Source organism: Winogradskyella ursingii (assembly GCF_013403975.1).
GTDB lineage: Bacteria > Bacteroidota > Bacteroidia > Flavobacteriales > Flavobacteriaceae > Winogradskyella > Winogradskyella ursingii.
On record NZ_JABFDH010000005.1, the window covers coordinates 276383 to 294997 of the forward strand.

Below are 18615 nucleotides of genomic sequence, written 5' to 3' on the forward strand. Positions count from 1 at the left end.
TTTGAAAATGAAATATTTCATTGATGACAACTAATTATAATGACAATAAAGTGACCAATTAAAAGATTATTAAATTTAACTTAGATATGAGAGCTTTAAAATAAAGGAGTCAATAGTTCATTTTTTTTTTTTTGCGCATAATCGCTTCATACAAAGCAAAGAAAAGCAAAGCAAAGCAAAAGTTGCAATTATGTTTTTTTTGAGAAATCCACATATGTTTGCTTTAGGATTGGTCTCTTTCCTGATTCTGTCCGACCAACTCAGCTATTTTGCAAATCACCTCCACAGCTTTTTGCATACTTTCTACTGGCACATACTCATAACGACCATGGAAGTTATGGCCACCAGCAAAAATGTTTGGACAAGGCAAGCCCATATAAGAAAGTTGTGAACCATCAGTACCTCCTCTAATGGGTTTAATTAAAGGTTTTATCCCTACGGCCTTCATAGCTTCTTCTGCAATATCAACAATATGCATTACGGGTTCAACCTTTTCTCGCATGTTAAAGTATTGGTCCTTTATTTCAATATTAAAAACTTCTGATTCAAATTTAGTGTTAAGATCGAATACAATTTTTTCCATTAAAGCTTTTTTAGCCTCAAACTTATCTTTATCATGATCACGTAAGATGTACTTTAAAACTGTTTCTTCAACCTTACCTTCTATACTATATAGATGAAAAAATCCTTCGTAACCTTCTGTGTGCTCAGGGGTTTCCATAGGTGGTAAAGCATTAATAAATTCTGTAGCATAATACATGGAATTTACGAGTTTACCTTTCGCGTAGCCTGGATGTACAATTTTTCCTGTTGCCTTTACGGTAACACCGGCTGCATTAAAATTTTCGTATTCGAGCTCACCTATTTGGCTTCCGTCCATAGTATAGGCCCAATCAGCTCCAAATTTTTCGACATCGAATTTATGTGCTCCTCGACCAATTTCTTCATCAGGTGTAAATCCAACCCTTATTTTACCGTGTTTTATCTCCGGATGGTTAATGAGATATTCCATAGCAGTCATAATTTCGGTTATACCTGCTTTATCATCTGCTCCTAATAATGTGGTACCATCGGTTACAATTAACGTTTGGCCTTTGTAAAGCAGTAAATCTTCAAAATAATTTGGAGATAGAATGATATTTTGTTCAGCATTAAGTGCAATATCCTTTCCGTCGTAATTTTCGATAACACGAGGTTTTACATTTTTACCCGTAAAATCCGGTGTGGTGTCAAAATGTGATATAAAGCCTATGGTTGGTACATCATGATCTACATTACTTGGTAATGTTGCCATGACATATGCATTTTGGTCTATCGTGACCTCTTTCATCCCAATAGAAATAAGCTCTTTGGTTAGCTTATGTGCTAAATCCCATTGTTTCTCTGTACTTGGTGTGGTTTTTGAATCGGGATCAGATTCGGTATCAATTGTTACGTAGCTTATAAATCGATCTATAATCGCTTGTTTTGATGTCATAGTAATAGGGAGATTGCATTCAAAAATAGTTACAACAATTTTAAGGTACAAGTGTAAGCTTGGTTTCTTTTTAGTTATATTGAATTGGTTTATTTTTGCTGTTCAAAACCGCCTTCATGTATAAATCAGTCATTCGACCAATACTATTTTTTTTCGACCCGGAAAAAGTGCACCATTTTACATTTTCATTAATTCGGAACCTTTCTTTGATCCCTGGAATGAAATGGCTTTTTAAAAGAATGTATCTTATTAAAGATGATAAGCTCGAGCAAAATTTATTTGGTTTAACTTTTAAAAATCCTGTGGGCCTCGCAGCAGGTTTTGATAAGGATGCGAAATTATATAATGAACTTTCTAATTTTGGTTTTGGTTTTATTGAAATTGGAACTTTGACACCAAAACCGCAAGATGGCAACCCAAAGAAAAGATTGTTTAGACTAAAGGAAGACTCAGCAATTATTAACCGTATGGGCTTTAATAATGGAGGAGTAGAGGCTGCCGTAAATCGTTTGAAAAATAACAAAGGCGTCTTGGTAGGTGGTAATATTGGTAAAAATAAAATTACACCTAATGAAAATGCTGTAGAAGATTATAAAATTTGTTTCAATGCATTATTTGAATATGTGGACTATTTTGTTGTGAATGTAAGCTCGCCAAATACTCCAAACTTACGGGCGCTTCAAGATAAAGAACCTCTAACTGAATTGCTGAAAGCATTACAAGTGCTTAATTTTCAAAAACAAAATTCAAAACCTATTCTGTTAAAAATAGCTCCGGATTTAACCAATGAGCAGTTGATGGATATAATAGATATTGTAAAAACTACTAAAATTGATGGTGTCATTGCGACCAATACTACAATATCGAGAGAAGGATTGTTTAGTGAAAACAAAGTTGAAATGGGAGGTTTGAGCGGACAACCTTTAACGAAAAAGTCTACAGAGGTCATAAGATTTTTAGCAGAGAAAAGTAATAAGGCATTTCCGATCATTGGTGTAGGAGGTATTCATTCTGTCGAAGACGCCATTGAAAAATTAGATGCAGGTGCAGATTTACTTCAGCTTTATACAGGTTTTATTTATGAGGGTCCAAGATTGGTGAGAGACATTAATAAGGCTTTGTTAAAACATAGAATTAATGAAAAACGATAAAGGATAGTAGTAGCCGTTTTTATACTAATTGACATGAACTTTTTCAGTTGAACGATGAAATCTTAATATCTTTTGCACTAGCAACGTCGGCACTGGCTGTTTCGCCAGGACCAGATAATATTTATGTGTTGGTACAGAGCATAACCAATGGTAAAAAACATGGTTTAGCAACTGTTTGTGGCCTTATTACAGGCTGTATAATTCATACCACATTGTTAGCCTTTGGTGTATCTGCCATAATCAAGGCGAACGAAAATTTGTTTTTTGGTATTAAAATTTTGGGAGCAATTTACCTTCTGTATTTGGCATACAAGGTTTTTAAATCTGATGCTAAATTGAAAATAGATGAAAATAACGCCAAAGACAAGAGCTTAAAAGAATTGTTTGTTCAAGGATTCTTTATGAACGTTCTTAATCCCAAAGTGACCATTTTCTTTTTGGCATTTTTTCCAGCCTTTCTGTTTAGTGAGACTTTAAGTACAGTTATTCAATTTTATATACTTGGCGGTATTTTCGTGCTAGTTTCATTCGTTATTTTTGCCGCTATTGCACTTTTGGCAGGACAGATTAAAACTTATATAACTAAGAATGATTATTTCGGAGTGGTTTTAAAATGGCTCCAGATAGTGGTATTTATAGGCATAGCAGTTTTTATTCTTATATAATCGTATCATTAAAAATCAACTTGACAAGAATTTTATTCGAGCCAATTCTTGAAATTCGTGAAACAAAAAACCACTCAACTTCAAATTAAGTTTCCGCTTCGTTTTCAACTTCAACTAACGTATATTTGAACCAATGGAAAAAACGGTAAAATTTATTGAATGTCCACGGGATGCCATGCAAGGTATCAAAGACTTTATTCCTACCGAAAAGAAGGTGCAATACATCCAATCCTTGCTCCGTGTTGGTTTTGATACTATTGATTTTGGTAGTTTTGTCTCGCCAAAAGCTATACCGCAAATGGTAGATACTGCTGAGGTTTTGGCCCAGTTGGATTTAGGTGCAACAGAAAGTCAGCTGCTCGCTATCATCGCCAATACGAGAGGCGCAAATGATGCATCTGTACATCCTGAAATTGATTATCTGGGTTTTCCATTTTCTATCTCTGAAAATTTTCAAATGCGAAATACGCACAAGACCATTGCACAATCAGTTGTGACTCTTTCGGAAATTTTAGAGATTGCAGATAAATGTAACAAAGAAGTCGTGGTATATGTCTCCATGGGTTTTGGTAATCCATATGGTGATCCTTGGAATGTTGATATCGTTGGAGACTGGACAGAGCGATTATCTAAAATGGGAGTCAAGATTCTATCGTTAAGTGATACTATCGGAAGTTCAGATCCTGAAAATATTGATTATTTATTTTCAAATTTAATTCCAAAATATCCAAATATTGAGTTTGGTGCACATCTTCACACGACACCTACCACATGGTTTGAGAAAATTGATTCAGCTTACAAAGCTGGATGCCGACGTTTTGATGGTGCCATACAAGGTTTTGGTGGTTGTCCAATGGCAAAGGATGATCTTACGGGCAATATGCCTACGGAAAAGATGCTATCGTACTTCACACAGAAAAAAGCACACAATCTTAATGCAATGAGTTTTGAAAGTGCTTATAATGAAGCCACCAAAATTTTTACAACGTATCATTAGTCGATGCTTGTTTTTCTTCAGCTTGAGTTTGTTTTAACTCACAAATAAATACCTTGAACGATTAAGTTTTTCATTCTCAAAAGTTTATGTTAAGATTGGTATACAGTTACCATTTTTCACTGACTTAAATGAAGCTAAGACAAAAAATAGGCGTTCTTTTTATTGTTTCACAAATAGCTCTAATTATTTACGCAAGGTTTGTCCCAGAACGTTTTTTCTGCTGGGCACCTTATGATGAGCATACGTATTTGGATATTAATGTCGATGTTAATGGTAAAAAATTATCCAACGAAGAAATAGAAAAGCGTTACCGTTATGTTTCCAAAGGTTGGGAGCCTCGGAGCATCAATAATGTTTTTAATATTGTAAGGCAGTATGAATCAACTTATGGTAAACAAGATAAGACTTCAGTAAAGATTATATACACAACTAATGGTAAGGAAGAACGTATATGGAACTTAGAGCAATAAAATACACGTTCCATAATCGTTATTTTCCATTAAATTTTAATGTAGAAAAAATGCAGCCCAACATTCTGTTAATGTGTAAGTTGCTGTTTTTGTTGTTAGTGGTTCACGGATTTCATGGATATATAAGTGATCCATTTGTACCATTTTTCAGACTCTTTGATTTTGTGTTGGATTACCCCAATATTTTTAAGATTACGATAAAAACATTGTTTTTAGGCTCTGGCATATTACTGTTATTTAATGTAAAACCAAGGGCCATGTCTATTATCTTGGGTTGCTCTGTTATTTTTATGTTACTGGCTTCTAAATCATTGTTTAGAAATCATTTGTTTATATGTGGTTGTGCCTTTTTATTAGCAGGATTGACAGATAGAAAAGAGTTTCCGTGGTTGCTCTGCATTCAGTTAAGCTTAGTGTATTTTGGAGCTGTTTTGAATAAAATATTTGAGCCAGATTGGTGGTCTGGGCAGTTTATGTATAATTGGTTGGTCAACTCAAAAGAGAATCAGTTTTTTATAACATTTTCAAGTTTTTTACCAGATATGTGGTTGGCTAAAATCCTTTCATGGAGCTCAATGATAATTGAGTTTACCATTGCTATTCTTTTGTGGTTCAGAAGAAAACATGTATTGGCAGTTTGGATGATTTTATTATTTCATTCACTATTATATACTATGACCTTCTTTAGATTTGGCCACTTTTTTGACGATATTGTAATTATATTATTGATTTTCCTGGTATGGCCAAAAACTGAAATAGTGGTCTTTATTAATAAAAATATCAACTCATTTTTTAGACCAATCGTTGATTTTTATTTTTCGAATAGTACTGTTGTTTACCAAAAAGAATTCAAAGAGAAAACGTTTTGGCTAAAGGTCGAATCTGACGGAAAAACTTTAATAAATAATTGCGCTCTTAGGCATTTATTAAAATTCACTCCTAACTTCTATATATCAATTTTTCTTTTTGATCAACTCATTAGATTTCTATTTAACGGTAGTATAATGCATAGTATCCAGCTTGTTGTTTTTTGGTTAATTGTACTATTCTATTTGCCTAAAGATTTTACTCGTAAAAGTCCTAAAATTATTGCTTTGAATGAAAACTAAATCGAAACAAAATATTATTTCTGTTTTAATACCAGATGGTGAAAGCCATATCTTGCTTTATGTCGTCAATTGTTTGGCTCAAATAAAACATATAGATATTTATGTGATGTCCAATACAAAGTATCACCCAATGCGTTATTCACGCTACATTAAAAAATTCACATATTATGCTGAAACAAGCTCAGATTTAGATTGGATTGAAAACATTAATAAAGAAGTAAAACGTCATTCTATCGATGTTGTTATGCCCATTTTTGAATCACGTATAAAAACTCTGATTCAATACAGGTCAAAAATAATTCAACAAGACCAACTAGGATTATTATCCAATATCGAAGATTACGAAACAGCTTTCAATAAAAATAAACTGACCAAACATCTTGAGGCCAATCAAATTCCTTATGCAAAATGCACTTTGGTTACTTCTTTTGCCGATTTGGACAAAGTGAATGGTTTAAAGTTTCCGGTAATCATTAAACCAGTGGAAGGTTATGGTGGAGGACAGGGCATTTTCAAATTTGATAGTAAAGATGAGCTATTGGCTCATTTTAAGAAGTATCCAATGATATACAACAATATCGTTCAAGAATATGTTCAAGGATACGATATAGATTGCAGCGTGCTCTGTAAGGACGGACAAATATTGGCATACACCATACAAAAAGGCAATATGATTGGGACGCACCAATTTTCACCGCAGTTTGGCGTACAGTTTCAGTATAACAAAAAGCTCATTGATACCGTAAAACACATTATGAAATCCCTCAACTGGAGTGGAGTAGCTCATTTAGATATGCGCTATGATGCACATACCGACCAATATAAAGCCATAGAAATCAACACACGATTCTGGGTTTCTTTGGAGGCGTCATTGCTCGCTGGCGTAAATTTTCCTTACCTGTATTGTCTTTCAAGTTTAGATAAAGAATTTATAGCGCCAGAATACAAGGTTATAGACTTTTTGAATTTAAAAGGCTTAATAAAGCAAATAAAAAAAGACAAAAGATTTATTGTAAAATTCAACTTTATAAGAAATAATACTCCTTTAAAATATTCATTATCAGATCCAATACCAACAATTTATAAGTGGATATGGCGCACTAAAAATATTTTAAAATCTAAAATCAATAAGTGAGCAGAGCTCACTAAATTCTATTGAAATTCATTAAATCGTTAATAATCATCACCTTAAAATTTAATTGATTTTTTATTTAAAATTAATCTAAATAAATTTTGTGATTTTGACTTACCCTATTATTTTTGCACAAATTATTTATAACAAGTCTTAATAAGAATAACAAAACAGTCAAAAATGAAGAAAATTGCCTTAAGTTTATTTACAATTGGAGCCTTACTTACATCATGCTCTAACGATGATGACAACACTGCAACAGAACAGCAAGTTGAAGCTCCTGCAACCTATCAGTTTCAACGAAACGGAAATACTACAGTAAGTTACAGTGGTCAAACCACTCGCATTCAAATGGGTGCTGAGTTTTTAGGTGCTTTAACAGATAATACCAATACGGAAGCAAAGTTGGATGGCATGTTCACAAACACCGGAGATTATTTTTCTACTACAGAATTAAATGAATCCACAAAAAACATAAGAAGTAAAACAGCAGCATCAAGCGATTATTTTGCAGCAAATACAACAGAAGCAAACGAAATAAAAGCTCAGTTTGATGGTTACATCGCGGCTCAAGTTAATGAGGTATTCCCAAATTGGGATAACGTTGCAACGGCTGGAAACGCTGGTCAAATACAAGAAGCTGGCGGATCAATTCGCTATGTAAATAGTAAAGGATTAGAATATAACCAAGCTATTAATAAAGGATTGATTGGTGCACTAATAGTAGACCAAATGCTTAATAACTATTTAAGCACATCGGTTTTGGACGCTGGTAGCAACAGAACTGATAATGACACAGAAATCCTTGCTGAAGGTAAAAACTATACCAATATGGAGCACAAATGGGATGAAGCTTTCGGATATCTTTATGGAACTGACGACCCATTGGCACCACAATTAAATCAAGATAGTTTTTTAAATAAATATTTACAACGTGTCAATAATGATCAAGATTTTAGTGATTATGCTGAAACAATCTATAATGCTTTTAAATTAGGAAGAGCTGCAATTGTTGAGAAAAACTATGAAGTTAGAGATGAGCAAGCTGAAATCATTAGAGAAAAAGTTTCAGAAATCATTGGCATTAGAGCAGTCTATTATTTACAATCTGCTAAAACAGTATTAGGAACTGATAACGCAAGTGCATTTCACGATTTATCTGAAGGTTTCGGTTTTGTAATGAGTTTACAATTTACAAGACAACCAGGAACTGACAGTCCATATTTTTCCAAATCAGAAGTAGATGGTTATTTAGCGGAATTGTTGGAAGGCAACGGATTTTGGGACATCACATCAGAAAAGTTAGACACTATGTCTGATGAGATTGCAGCACGTTTCGACTTTACGGTTGAGCAGGCAAGTAATTAATATTTTAATAACACTAAAGCATAAGCTTCATTAGGTTGCAAGCTTATGCTTATTTATCTTTGCAGCCGTAAAAGAAAAATTGAATTTTATGTTTAAAAAAGCAATCCTGCTTGTTGCAATTGTATTTGTTGCAATAGCATGTACATCTTCCGATGACAGCAATGATAATGGAAACGATGGTTTCGATAGAGAAGCGTTATTAACAAATTACGCAGACAATATCATAATCCCAGCCTTAGAGAATTTTGAATCTAAACTGGCTGCTATGGATATAGCTCGCGAGAACTTTGTAAACGACATCAATCAAACTAATTTAGATTTGTTGAGTGAGGCTTGGCTGGACGCTTACAAAGCTTGGCAGTTTGTTGAAATGTTCAATATTGGTCTAGCAGAAACACTCTCTGCTGATGAAAATGATGGTTTTGTGGTATTTTTTAATAGATATCCTGTCACAGTTTCAGATATTGAAACAGGTGCAGAATCAGGAAACTATGATTTAAATAGCATCAATTATTATGATGCACAGGGTTTTCCTGCTTTGGATTTTTTAATTCACGGGGTCGCAGATGCTGATGCTTCATCATTGGATAAGTTCACAACAAACGTTCACAATTTGGGCTATATAGATTATTTAAACAATGTACAGTTGCAAATGAATAGTAAGTTCAGCCTGGTAATTAACGATTGGCAAGTTGCTTATAGAGATGAATTTATAAGTAACACATCATCTAGTGTTACAGGTTCATTCAATAAAATTGTGAATGACTATATATATTATTACGAAAAAGGACTTCGTGCCAACAAAATAGGTACACCTGCAGGAAATTTCTCAGCGGGAAATACATTTCCTGAAAAAGTAGAGGCATTTTATAAGAATGATGTTTCAAGAGAATTGGCATTGCTTGGATTGGAAGCTATTCAAAAAGTATTTAATGGTCAATCTTTAGTAGATGCATCCACATCGGGAGTAAGTTTTGCTTCGTATTTAGATTATTTGGAGAGTTCAGATTTAAAGAACGATACTAATGCACAATTTGAAGCGGCAAAACAAAAGATACAGACCTTAAACCCTAGTTTTAGTCAGCAAGTCATTAATGACAATACGCAAATGACACAGGCTTACGATTTACTTCAACAAGCTGTGGTATTATTAAAAGTGGATATGGTTTCAGTTTTCGATGTGCAAGTAGATTTTACCGATAGTGACGGAGATTAATAAAAAATAAGAGTCAGTAAAGGATTCTCATTTTTCGGGAATCCTTTTTTTGTTTTATGAAATACCAAATTCAAAAATATCTAAACCTCAAAACTTCAGCCGCACCTTTAGCGGTTTGTAGAATTGGTTTTGGGTTGATGATGCTCATAAGTATCATAAGATTTTGGACTTACGGTTGGATTGAAAAACTCTACATCAATCCAAAATTTCATTTCACTTATTATGGTTTCGATTGGATAAAACCCATCGGAAATTATACCTACATTTTATTTGCAATCTGCGGTTTAGCTGCACTTTTCGTGGCTATGGGATTAAAATACCGCATCGCTATTATTACCTTTTTTTTGAGCTTCACTTACATTGAGTTAATGGATAAAACCACATATCTCAATCACTACTATTTTATTAGTATGTTGAGTTTTTTAATGTGTTTTTTACCTGCCAATGCCTATTATTCCGTCGATAATTTAATTAGAAAAAAACAATATAATCAAATCCCAAGGTGGACGATTGACAGTATAAAACTGCTTATCTCTATCGTCTATTTTTGCGCAGGTTTGGCTAAAATAAATAGTGATTGGTTGTTTAAGGCTATGCCTCTTAAAATCTGGCTACCTTCAAAATACGATTTGCCGTTTATTGGCGAAACTTTGATGCAGCATTGGTTCCACGTAGCAATGAGTTGGTCTGGAATGCTATATGATTTAATGATTCCGTTTTTATTGTTATTTCGAAAAACCAGAATTTTCGCCTTTGTACTCGTAGTGTTTTTCCATTTGTTCACAAGAGTATTGTTTCCTATCGGTATGTTTCCTTATGTCATGATTGTTTCAGCACTGATATTTTTTGATGCAAACATTCATGAACGAATTTTAAACCTATTCCGAAGACTTTTCAAACGCTTTAAGCCGAAATCAGAAATCACAAAAATTGAAACTCTAACCATTTCAAATCGAAAAATTATCCTTCCAATTTTAATTCTGTTCTTTAGCATACAATTCATTTTACCATGGCGTTATCTGTGGTATCCAAACGAATTATTCTGGACAGAAGAAGGCTACCGATTTTCATGGCGCGTTATGCTTATTGAAAAAACAGGTTATGCAGAATTTAAAGTGGTGGATGGCAAAACTGGACAATTTTTTTTAGTGGATAATTCAGATTTCCTCACACCATTTCAGGAAAAGGAAATGAGCACACAACCCGATTTCATATTACAATATGCCAATTATTTAGAGCAGCATTTTGAATCACAAGGACATCAAAATATTGAAATTTATGTAGATAGCTTCGTTGCGCTTAATGGAAGACGAAGCCAACGCTACATAGACCCAAAGGTTGATTTAACCAAAGAAAAAGAAACGTTTAAACCCAAAAATTGGATTTTACCATTTAAGGATGAAATTAAAGGACTTTAGAATTTTCATATTATTTTTTACTCTCGTTTTAACTGCTACCGCACAAAATAAAGTGTCTGGCGTCGTCACAAGCAAAGCGACACAACAACCATTAAATAATGTTGAGGTGTACGACAAAACTGCAGGATTATTGGCGAAGACTAATGAGCAAGGTTACTATGAGTTTTCAAGAAAAGCTTCAACATTGAATCTGGTGTTTTTTACCTATGATTTTCAAATTGTTGAAACTGAAATTATAATCAATGGCGATGTTGTTTTAAATCAGCAACTGGAGTTGTTGGGAGAAGAATTAACAGCGGTAGAAATCACAGCAAGAAAAAACAGAGTATTTGAGTTAAGTAGGCTAAGGGACGTAGAAGAAACCGCCATTTATGCAGGTAAAAAAACAGAGGTAGTGTTGGTAGAGCAATCTATGGCAAATTTAGCCACCAACAATGCGCGTCAAATTTATGCACAAGTCGCAGGATTGAATATTTATCAGAATGATGATGCAGGTTTGCAGCTTAACATTGGAGGTCGTGGTCTCGATCCAAACCGAACAGCAAACTTCAACACACGCCAAAATGGTTACGATATAAGCGCTGACGTACTTGGTTATCCTGAAAGTTATTATGCGCCAGCTGCCGAAGGAGTGAAGCAAATTCAAGTGATTCGTGGTGCAGCTTCATTGCAGTACGGTACACAGTTTGGTGGACTCGTAAATTTTGTAATGAAGGAACCCAACCCAAATAAACCTTTCGAATTAATTACCAGAAACACGTTGGGCAGTTTTGGACTTTATACCAATTTTACGAGCATTAGCGGAACAAAAAATAAGTGGAGCTATTATACCTTTTTTAACTATAAAAAAGGAGATGGCTTTAGACCTAATTCTGAATTTGAGTCTAAAAATATCTTTGCTCATATTGGCTATCAGCTTTCAGAAAGCACTAAACTTTCAGCCGAGTTAACATACTTGGATTATTTAGCACAACAAGCTGGTGGATTAACCGATAATCAGTTTAATGAAGATCCGTATCAAAGTAACAGAGCACGAAATTGGTTTGAAGTAGATTGGTTGCTTTATAACTTTAAACTGGCGCATAAATTTTCAGAAAAAACCAACTTTACGTTCAACTTTTTTGGATTGAATGCCACCAGAAATGCTTTAGGTTTCAGAACCAATCGTGTAGACCAAGTTGATCCAGGTCAAGAACGCGATTTGATTAAAGGTGATTTTAACAACTATGGCTTTGAAGCAAGATTATTGAGTGAATATAAGCTTTTTAAGAAGGATGCAACATTTTTAATAGGCACTAAGTTTTATGACGCAGACAACAGTCAGCAACAGGGACCAGGTTCGGATGGGATTGGACCAGATTTCACAATCAGAAATGAAGAGTTTCCAAATTATCCAGACCAGTCGGAATTTGATTTCCCCAATTTAAATGTTGCCGTTTTTGGCGAGAACATTTTGTACTTTAATGATAAATTGTCCATCACGCCAGGGTTCCGTTTTGAATATATTAAAACCGAAAGTGATGGTTTTTATCAGCGTATTAATACTGACGCAGCAGGCAATGTAATTTTTGAAGAAACTGTGCAAGATGATCGAAGTTTTGAACGAAATTTTGTTTTACTAGGTTTAGGTTTAAGTTACAAGCCCACAACAGCACTCGAAATTTACGGGAACGTTTCACAGAATTATAGGTCTGTAACATTTACGGACATTAATATTTCCAATCCTGCTTTCGCCATTAATCCTAATATTACAGATGAGGATGGTTATACATTGGATTTGGGAGTTCGAGGAAATTATAAAAGTTTTGTATCGTATGACTTGGGTGCATTCGCTTTGTTTTACAATAATCGTATCGGTTTTATTCAAAAAGGCTTAGATGACGGTCGTGTTATTAGCGAACGCGGAAATGTTGGAGATGCGGTGATGTATGGCGTGGAATCGTTGTTTGATTTTAACTTGAAAAAAATATTCAAGATGAACAACCATTATAGCTTCAACTATTTCATAAACACATCATTTATCCAATCAGAATATACAAGTTCTCAGCAGAATAATGTGGAAGGTAATGAAGTGGAGTTTGTACCAGATGTTAATTTTAAAACTGGATTGCGATTTGGTTATAAAGACCTAATGGCCAATTTACAATATACCTATTTGGGACGTCAGTTTACGGATGCCACGAACTCACAAGAATCAAATATCAGTGGAGTTATTGGCGAAATCCCAGAGTATGATGTTTTGGATGTATCATTATCTTACAAATATAAAAGATTTAAGCTCGAAGCTGGTGTAAACAATATTTTGGATAATGCCTATTTTACACGACGCGCAACGGGCTATCCAGGTCCAGGAATCATTCCATCTGCACCTCGTAATTTTTACACGACTTTAGAAGTTAAATTTTAAAAAGCGACTACTATATTTCCAATAGTACTGTATCATCGAGCGCAGTTGAGGCCTTTTTGATGATTCTATAATAAACTTATTTGAACAAGTTGCTAAAAACTAGTAGATTAACCACTTGTTTTAAAACAGTCTAAATATAAATAATTGATTTTCAGATATTTATAATTTATTTAACAAACTTATTTCGTATCTTTAAGTTGAATCAAAACGAAAAATTATGTCAATAAGAATAGGAAATAGCTGCGTGAATTGTGAGAATTTAGGACCGAATGATGTTTGCAAAGTTCACGGTGTAAAAGTTTCAAATAGCTATACGTGCGATAGTTTCGATATGAAAGCAGCTTTAAAAAACGACCCAAATTGCGTGACTTGCGCAAGATATAATGAATCAGATTGTGCTAATCCTTCTAAAGCTGCGCCAGGTATGCTTTGTTCGCATTGGGCACCACAAAACGCACAGGCTTAGAAATTAGCATTTTGAAAAAGTTAAAGATCAACTTTTAATAGTTGGTCTTTTTTTGATGCTAATTGTCATACCTGCGAAGGCAGGAATCCGTTTAATCATATTGTGAAAAAGTAGATTGCTGCCTTCGCATAAATGACAGTCACACCTGAAAATCTTCAACAAAATCTCGGTTATAAAATCAATTTTAAATTTTACGTTTATTCACGCAGTTCTTAAGATTAAATAAGGCCTCAAAGAATCTACACTTAACCATTTATTCATATAAATAATGAAATAAAATGCGTAGATTTGCACGCAATTATATCTTAATTGCCATGACAGCACACGAAAATAAAATTGTTGGCGAAGGTCTAACTTACGACGACGTACTCTTAGTCCCAGCATTTTCTGAAGTTCTTCCACGCGAAGTCAATATTCAGACAAAATTCACAAAAAATATTACTATAAATATTCCTGTTGTTTCTGCAGCAATGGATACGGTTACCGAAAGCAGAATGGCGATTGCTATGGCTCAGGAAGGTGGTATTGGCGTGTTGCACAAAAATATGACCATTGCCCAGCAAGCCGAAAAAGTAAGACGTGTTAAACGTGCGGAAAGTGGAATGATTATAGATCCAGTGACTTTGCCTATGGATGCTGTTGTTGCAGATGCAAAAAATGCAATGAGAGAGCATAGTATTGGTGGAATTCCAATTGTAGAGTCTGATGGAACATTGAAAGGTATCGTTACCAACAGAGACTTAAGATTTGAGCATGCTAACGATAGACCTATCGTTGAGGTGATGACTTCTGAAAATTTAGTTACAGCACCAATAGGAACGTCACTCAAAGATGCTGAAGCGATTTTACAAGAAAATAAAATTGAAAAACTACTCATCGTAGAAGGTGATAAACTCGCTGGACTAATCACCTTTAGAGATATCACCAAAGTCACTCAAAAACCGAATGCCAATAAAGATTCCTTTGGAAGATTAAGGGTTGCTGCTGCCATTGGTGTTACAGTAGATGCTGTTGACCGTGCAGAAGCATTGGTTAATGCAGGAGTGGATGCTGTGGTAGTTGATACGGCTCATGGTCACACTAAAGGTGTGGTTATGGTCTTAAAAGATATTAAAAAGAAATTTCCAGATCTCGAGGTTATAGTAGGAAACATCGCCACAGGTGAAGCCGCTAAATATTTAGTTGAAGCCGGTGCGGATGCCGTGAAAGTCGGTATTGGTCCAGGATCGATTTGTACCACGCGTGTAGTTGCAGGTGTTGGTTTCCCACAGTTTTCCGCTGTATTAGAAGTCTCAGCAGCCATAAAAGGTTCTGGAGTTCCTGTGATTGCAGATGGCGGAATCCGTTATACAGGTGATATACCTAAAGCAATTGCAGCTGGTGCAGATACGGTGATGTTAGGGTCGCTTTTAGCTGGTACAAAAGAAAGTCCGGGCGAAACCATTATCTACGAAGGCCGAAAGTTTAAATCTTATAGAGGCATGGGTTCTGTTGAAGCGATGAAGCAGGGTAGTAAAGACCGCTATTTCCAGGATGTGGAAGATGATATTAAAAAATTGGTGCCAGAAGGTATTGTTGGTCGCGTACCATATAAAGGCGATTTGGTAGAAAGCATTCACCAGTTTGTAGGCGGACTAAGAGCCGGAATGGGTTATTGTGGTGCAAAAGATATTGAAACCTTAAAAGATACCGGAAAATTTGTAAAGATTACCAGTTCTGGAATTCATGAAAGCCATCCGCATGATGTGACCATTACTAAGGAGGCGCCTAATTATTCACGATAAAATAAATTCCTGCGAAAGCAGGAATCTTATTTTAAAGACCCTAGTTGACCTAGAAAAAGAACAACCTAAAAAATATAATATAGCAGGTAGTTGATTTTTTAATTTGTGGCATTATAGACAAACAGCGCCAAGAATTTTGAAATAGCAGAATACTTTATGAAGATATGGTGAAACCCTTGAACCGTATCTTCGCAAAAGTTTAGAAAACAATCTAATGGTTAAATACGATTACATCATTCTAGGTGCAGGAGCATCAGGCTTAATGCTCGCTTATCGTATGGAGAAAGATCTGTTTTTCAAGGATAAGTCCATCTTGATTATTGATGAAAATCAAAAAACAGGTAATGATAGGACATGGTGCTTTTGGGAAGATGGCGCAGGTGAGTGGGATTCCATTTTAACTAAATCTTGGTCTAACATATTTTTTGGAGGCTCTGGTTATTCTAATGAAATTAATATTGAACCATACAATTATAAGATGGTGAGGAGTGAAGATTTTTACAAATTTATCTTTGAAAAAATCGACCAAAAATCAAACTTCACCTTCATAAATGACACGGTAGATACTTTCACTGAATTAAAACACGGTGTACAGGTCATTACAGAAAAATCTCAATATGTAGGTTCCAAATTATTCAATAGCCTGCCAAATCCAGAAGCCTATCTAGAGCAGAAAGAGTATCCTGTTCTGCAACAGCATTTTGTAGGCTGGTTTGTTGAAACTGAAACCGAAATGTTTGACGATGCTACAGTAACTTTTATGGATTTTACCGTGCCTCAAAAAGGCAACACAAGGTTTATGTATGTATTACCAATAGATAAAAAAACTGCTTTGTTTGAATATACGTTGTTCTCAAAAGATATCTTGAAAGAAGCCGAATACGAGAATGCAATTCAAAATTATTTAAAAGAAAAAAACATTTTAAACTACACAATTATTGAAAAGGAAAAAGGTATCATTCCAATGACATCCTTTAAATTTTCAACATTGAACTCTAAACATGTGCTTAACATTGGTACAGCAGGTGGTTGGACCAAAGCCAGTACTGGCTACACTTTTAAAATGACTTCGGAAAAGACGAAGCGATTGGTCGAATATTTGAAGAATGAAAACGACTTGTCCAAATTCCTTAAGAAATCAAAATTCTGGTTTTACGATTTAATCTTTTTGGATGTTTTGGCAAATTATAATAAAGAAGGAGCGGAACTGTTTTCATCCATGTTTAAAAAAGCTGATATTAAAACGATATTTAGATTTTTAGATGAAGAATCTACTATTTTGGAAGATCTAAAAATCATTCTATCCGTGCCGCCAAAACGATTTGTCCAAGCGTTTTTCAAAAGATTATTTTGATTCTTTGCTCAGTCAAATAAAAAGATAAGCTTTTATTGATGTAATTGCCCACGATGAGGTTTCAATGCATCCCTAATCGGTTTCATATCATCTTCATCAACCACAAGATATGCTAAACTATGCATATCGTTCAAGGTTTCAATACCGGTAATTTCAATATTCAATTTTTCAATTTTAATGTATTCTTTTAAATGCAAAAGATGATGCTCTGCGGTTTTTAAACTCGCAGGTCCTCTAAAATCCCAAATAAGTTTTAGTTTACGCATTAGAAACTGATGTACCATTTTCAACAAAATTTTTAAAATTCGTCATGTAGGTTTTAGTCTGCTTTTTAAATGCCCTTGGCATTAAAAATAGCATAGCATTCATGACAAAAGTGGTTGGCTCAAATTCATTTTTCGAAGTCCATTTAGTATGCCCGTTTGATGTGCTTTCAAAATAGTTTTGTTGTATGTTGCGCATGCCTTTAGTTGTATAAGTGGCATGCAATTCGTGAGGCAAATCGATTTTTGTAATCGTTTCGATAAGGTCCATTTTTCGGTTTTTAAAATCATACATCAATTTCATTTTAGCACCGAATTTCCCAGGTGTTCCAGAAATGTGCTCGGTTCCAACAAGCCCTTCTTGCCAATGTTTCATGTTGTCAACAGAATTTAATTTTTTTATAACCTCTGGCAATGGTTTTTCGATTATGATTTCTGAAATGTATTTCATCGATTCAAATATTGGCTCGAAATTTAACGAAAATAAAGCGTCTAAAAAAAGTTAAACGCTTTATTATACTGCCTTCATTTTGCTAATCTAAAATGACTTTTACAGTTTTGGATTGGTTTTTGTTTTTTAACTTAACAATATATATGCCAGTAGATTGTGACGATAGGTCTAAATCGATCGATTCAAAATCGTTAAAATCTTTATGCATTACGGTTTGGCCCCAAATATTATAAATGGATATTTCTAATGGGGTGACCGCACCGAAGAGTTGTAACCTTTTATCCTTAACTATTGTTTTAATGGTATCAAGTTCAGAAGAGTTAACAGATAATGATGAGTCCTTAACAGCATCTACTAAGTCGATAGTTAAGTCAATAGTTTGGTTGTTTCCTCCTCCTCCAAACTCATTCTGAAAGAGCAGATTGAAACCTAGAACCTCGGTCCCATCAGGTACATTAGAGTAATGTGCAGCTAAGTTAATAGTTATGCTATAGGTGTTTGGACCAGTAGCAGCGTCGCCATCGGTCAATGATAAAACAGGTTGGGAGCTAAGATCATTAAAACCTGGTGAACCTTGAAAGGTGCCAGCAGATGTGGTTAAGCCACCGTACATGTAGATGATTGTCCTATTTTCAGTATAAAAATTATTAATAATGTCTACATCCTCAAATACAATGGTTATTTCTTCGTTTACAGTAGAGGTAGCGGTTATATTCATGGTAGTACCATCATAATTACCAAAAGTTATAACTTCTTGAGCGGCAAGACTCAAAAAACCAACGCAGAAAATAGATGTAATAATGTAATTTTTTATCATAATATTAATATTTAGTGTTTACTCAAATTTAAAAAGTAAAAAGTATTTTTTTAAGATTAAACTTTACTAC

At 34.5% G+C, this 18615-nt stretch carries 17 protein-coding genes; 13 read left to right on the forward strand and 4 right to left on the reverse strand.

Translation table 11 applies throughout. The features are described 5' to 3' along the window. Window positions 1-223: 223 nt before the first annotated feature. Complete coding sequence (pepT, locus tag HM983_RS14055) at window positions 224-1477, reverse strand: peptidase T (RefSeq protein WP_179346365.1); 1254 nt, start codon at window positions 1475-1477, stop codon at window positions 224-226. A gap of 116 nt (window positions 1478-1593) precedes the next feature. On the opposite strand from pepT, the gene HM983_RS14060 reads away from it, so the two are divergent. The 13 genes from HM983_RS14060 to HM983_RS14120 all read left to right on the forward strand — a co-directional run bounded on the left by HM983_RS14060 (window position 1594) and on the right by HM983_RS14120 (window position 17014). Next, complete coding sequence (locus HM983_RS14060; protein ID WP_179346366.1) at window positions 1594-2628, forward strand: quinone-dependent dihydroorotate dehydrogenase; 1035 nt, start codon at window positions 1594-1596, stop codon at window positions 2626-2628. Between the two features lie 47 nt (window positions 2629-2675). Then, window positions 2676-3293, forward strand: a complete 618-nt coding sequence (locus HM983_RS14065; RefSeq protein ID WP_179346367.1) for a LysE family translocator — start codon at window positions 2676-2678, stop codon at window positions 3291-3293. Between the two features lie 133 nt (window positions 3294-3426). Next, window positions 3427-4290: a hydroxymethylglutaryl-CoA lyase gene (locus tag HM983_RS14070; RefSeq protein ID WP_179346368.1), complete on the forward strand. Its 864-nt coding sequence runs from the start codon at window positions 3427-3429 to the stop codon at window positions 4288-4290. A gap of 128 nt (window positions 4291-4418) precedes the next feature. Beyond that, complete coding sequence (locus HM983_RS14075) at window positions 4419-4760, forward strand: hypothetical protein (protein ID WP_179346369.1); 342 nt, start codon at window positions 4419-4421, stop codon at window positions 4758-4760. After that, window positions 4742-5869: an HTTM domain-containing protein gene (locus HM983_RS14080; protein WP_179346370.1), complete on the forward strand. Its 1128-nt coding sequence runs from the start codon at window positions 4742-4744 to the stop codon at window positions 5867-5869. Before HM983_RS14075 ends, HM983_RS14080 begins: the two co-directional genes overlap by 19 nt. Beyond that, on the forward strand, window positions 5859-7004 hold the full coding sequence (locus HM983_RS14085) for a carboxylate--amine ligase (RefSeq protein ID WP_179346371.1): 1146 nt from the start codon (window positions 5859-5861) through the stop codon (window positions 7002-7004). Before HM983_RS14080 ends, HM983_RS14085 begins: the two co-directional genes overlap by 11 nt. 177 nt (window positions 7005-7181) lie before the next feature. Continuing rightward, window positions 7182-8369: a DUF4856 domain-containing protein gene (locus tag HM983_RS14090; RefSeq protein WP_179346372.1), complete on the forward strand. Its 1188-nt coding sequence runs from the start codon at window positions 7182-7184 to the stop codon at window positions 8367-8369. A gap of 88 nt (window positions 8370-8457) precedes the next feature. Next, complete coding sequence (locus HM983_RS14095; RefSeq protein ID WP_179346373.1) at window positions 8458-9585, forward strand: imelysin family protein; 1128 nt, start codon at window positions 8458-8460, stop codon at window positions 9583-9585. Window positions 9586-9641: 56 nt separating this feature from the next. Further along, window positions 9642-11003 carry an HTTM domain-containing protein gene (locus HM983_RS14100; protein WP_179346374.1) on the forward strand — a complete coding sequence of 454 codons (1362 nt, stop codon included), beginning with the start codon at window positions 9642-9644 and terminating at the stop codon, window positions 11001-11003. Further along, window positions 10984-13410, forward strand: a complete 2427-nt coding sequence (locus HM983_RS14105) for a TonB-dependent receptor domain-containing protein (protein WP_179346375.1) — start codon at window positions 10984-10986, stop codon at window positions 13408-13410. The genes HM983_RS14100 and HM983_RS14105 overlap by 20 nt, the downstream gene beginning before the upstream one ends. A 217-nt stretch (window positions 13411-13627) precedes the next feature. After that, a complete protein-coding gene (locus HM983_RS14110) occupies window positions 13628-13876 on the forward strand; it encodes a hypothetical protein (protein ID WP_179346376.1) in 249 nt (82 codons plus the stop codon). A 314-nt stretch (window positions 13877-14190) separates the two neighbouring features. After that, window positions 14191-15660: an IMP dehydrogenase gene (gene guaB, locus HM983_RS14115; RefSeq protein WP_179346425.1), complete on the forward strand. Its 1470-nt coding sequence runs from the start codon at window positions 14191-14193 to the stop codon at window positions 15658-15660. A gap of 214 nt (window positions 15661-15874) precedes the next feature. Then, the gene (locus HM983_RS14120; RefSeq protein WP_179346377.1) at window positions 15875-17014 is read left to right on the forward strand and encodes a lycopene cyclase family protein; all 1140 of its coding nucleotides are present in this window, start codon (window positions 15875-15877) and stop codon (window positions 17012-17014) included. Window positions 17015-17046: 32 nt separating this feature from the next. Here HM983_RS14120 and HM983_RS14125 read toward each other — a convergent pair whose 3' ends face one another. The 3 genes from HM983_RS14125 to HM983_RS14135 form a co-directional block, all read right to left on the reverse strand. After that, window positions 17047-17280, reverse strand: coding sequence for a hypothetical protein (locus HM983_RS14125; protein ID WP_179346378.1), 234 nt, complete (start codon window positions 17278-17280; stop codon window positions 17047-17049). Further along, entirely contained in the window at window positions 17273-17728 is a 456-nt protein-coding gene (locus tag HM983_RS14130) for an SRPBCC family protein (protein WP_179346379.1), read from the reverse strand. Before HM983_RS14130 ends, HM983_RS14125 begins: the two co-directional genes overlap by 8 nt. A gap of 82 nt (window positions 17729-17810) precedes the next feature. Further along, window positions 17811-18545: a T9SS type A sorting domain-containing protein gene (locus HM983_RS14135; protein ID WP_179346380.1), complete on the reverse strand. Its 735-nt coding sequence runs from the start codon at window positions 18543-18545 to the stop codon at window positions 17811-17813. Between the last annotated feature and the right edge of the window lie 70 nt (window positions 18546-18615).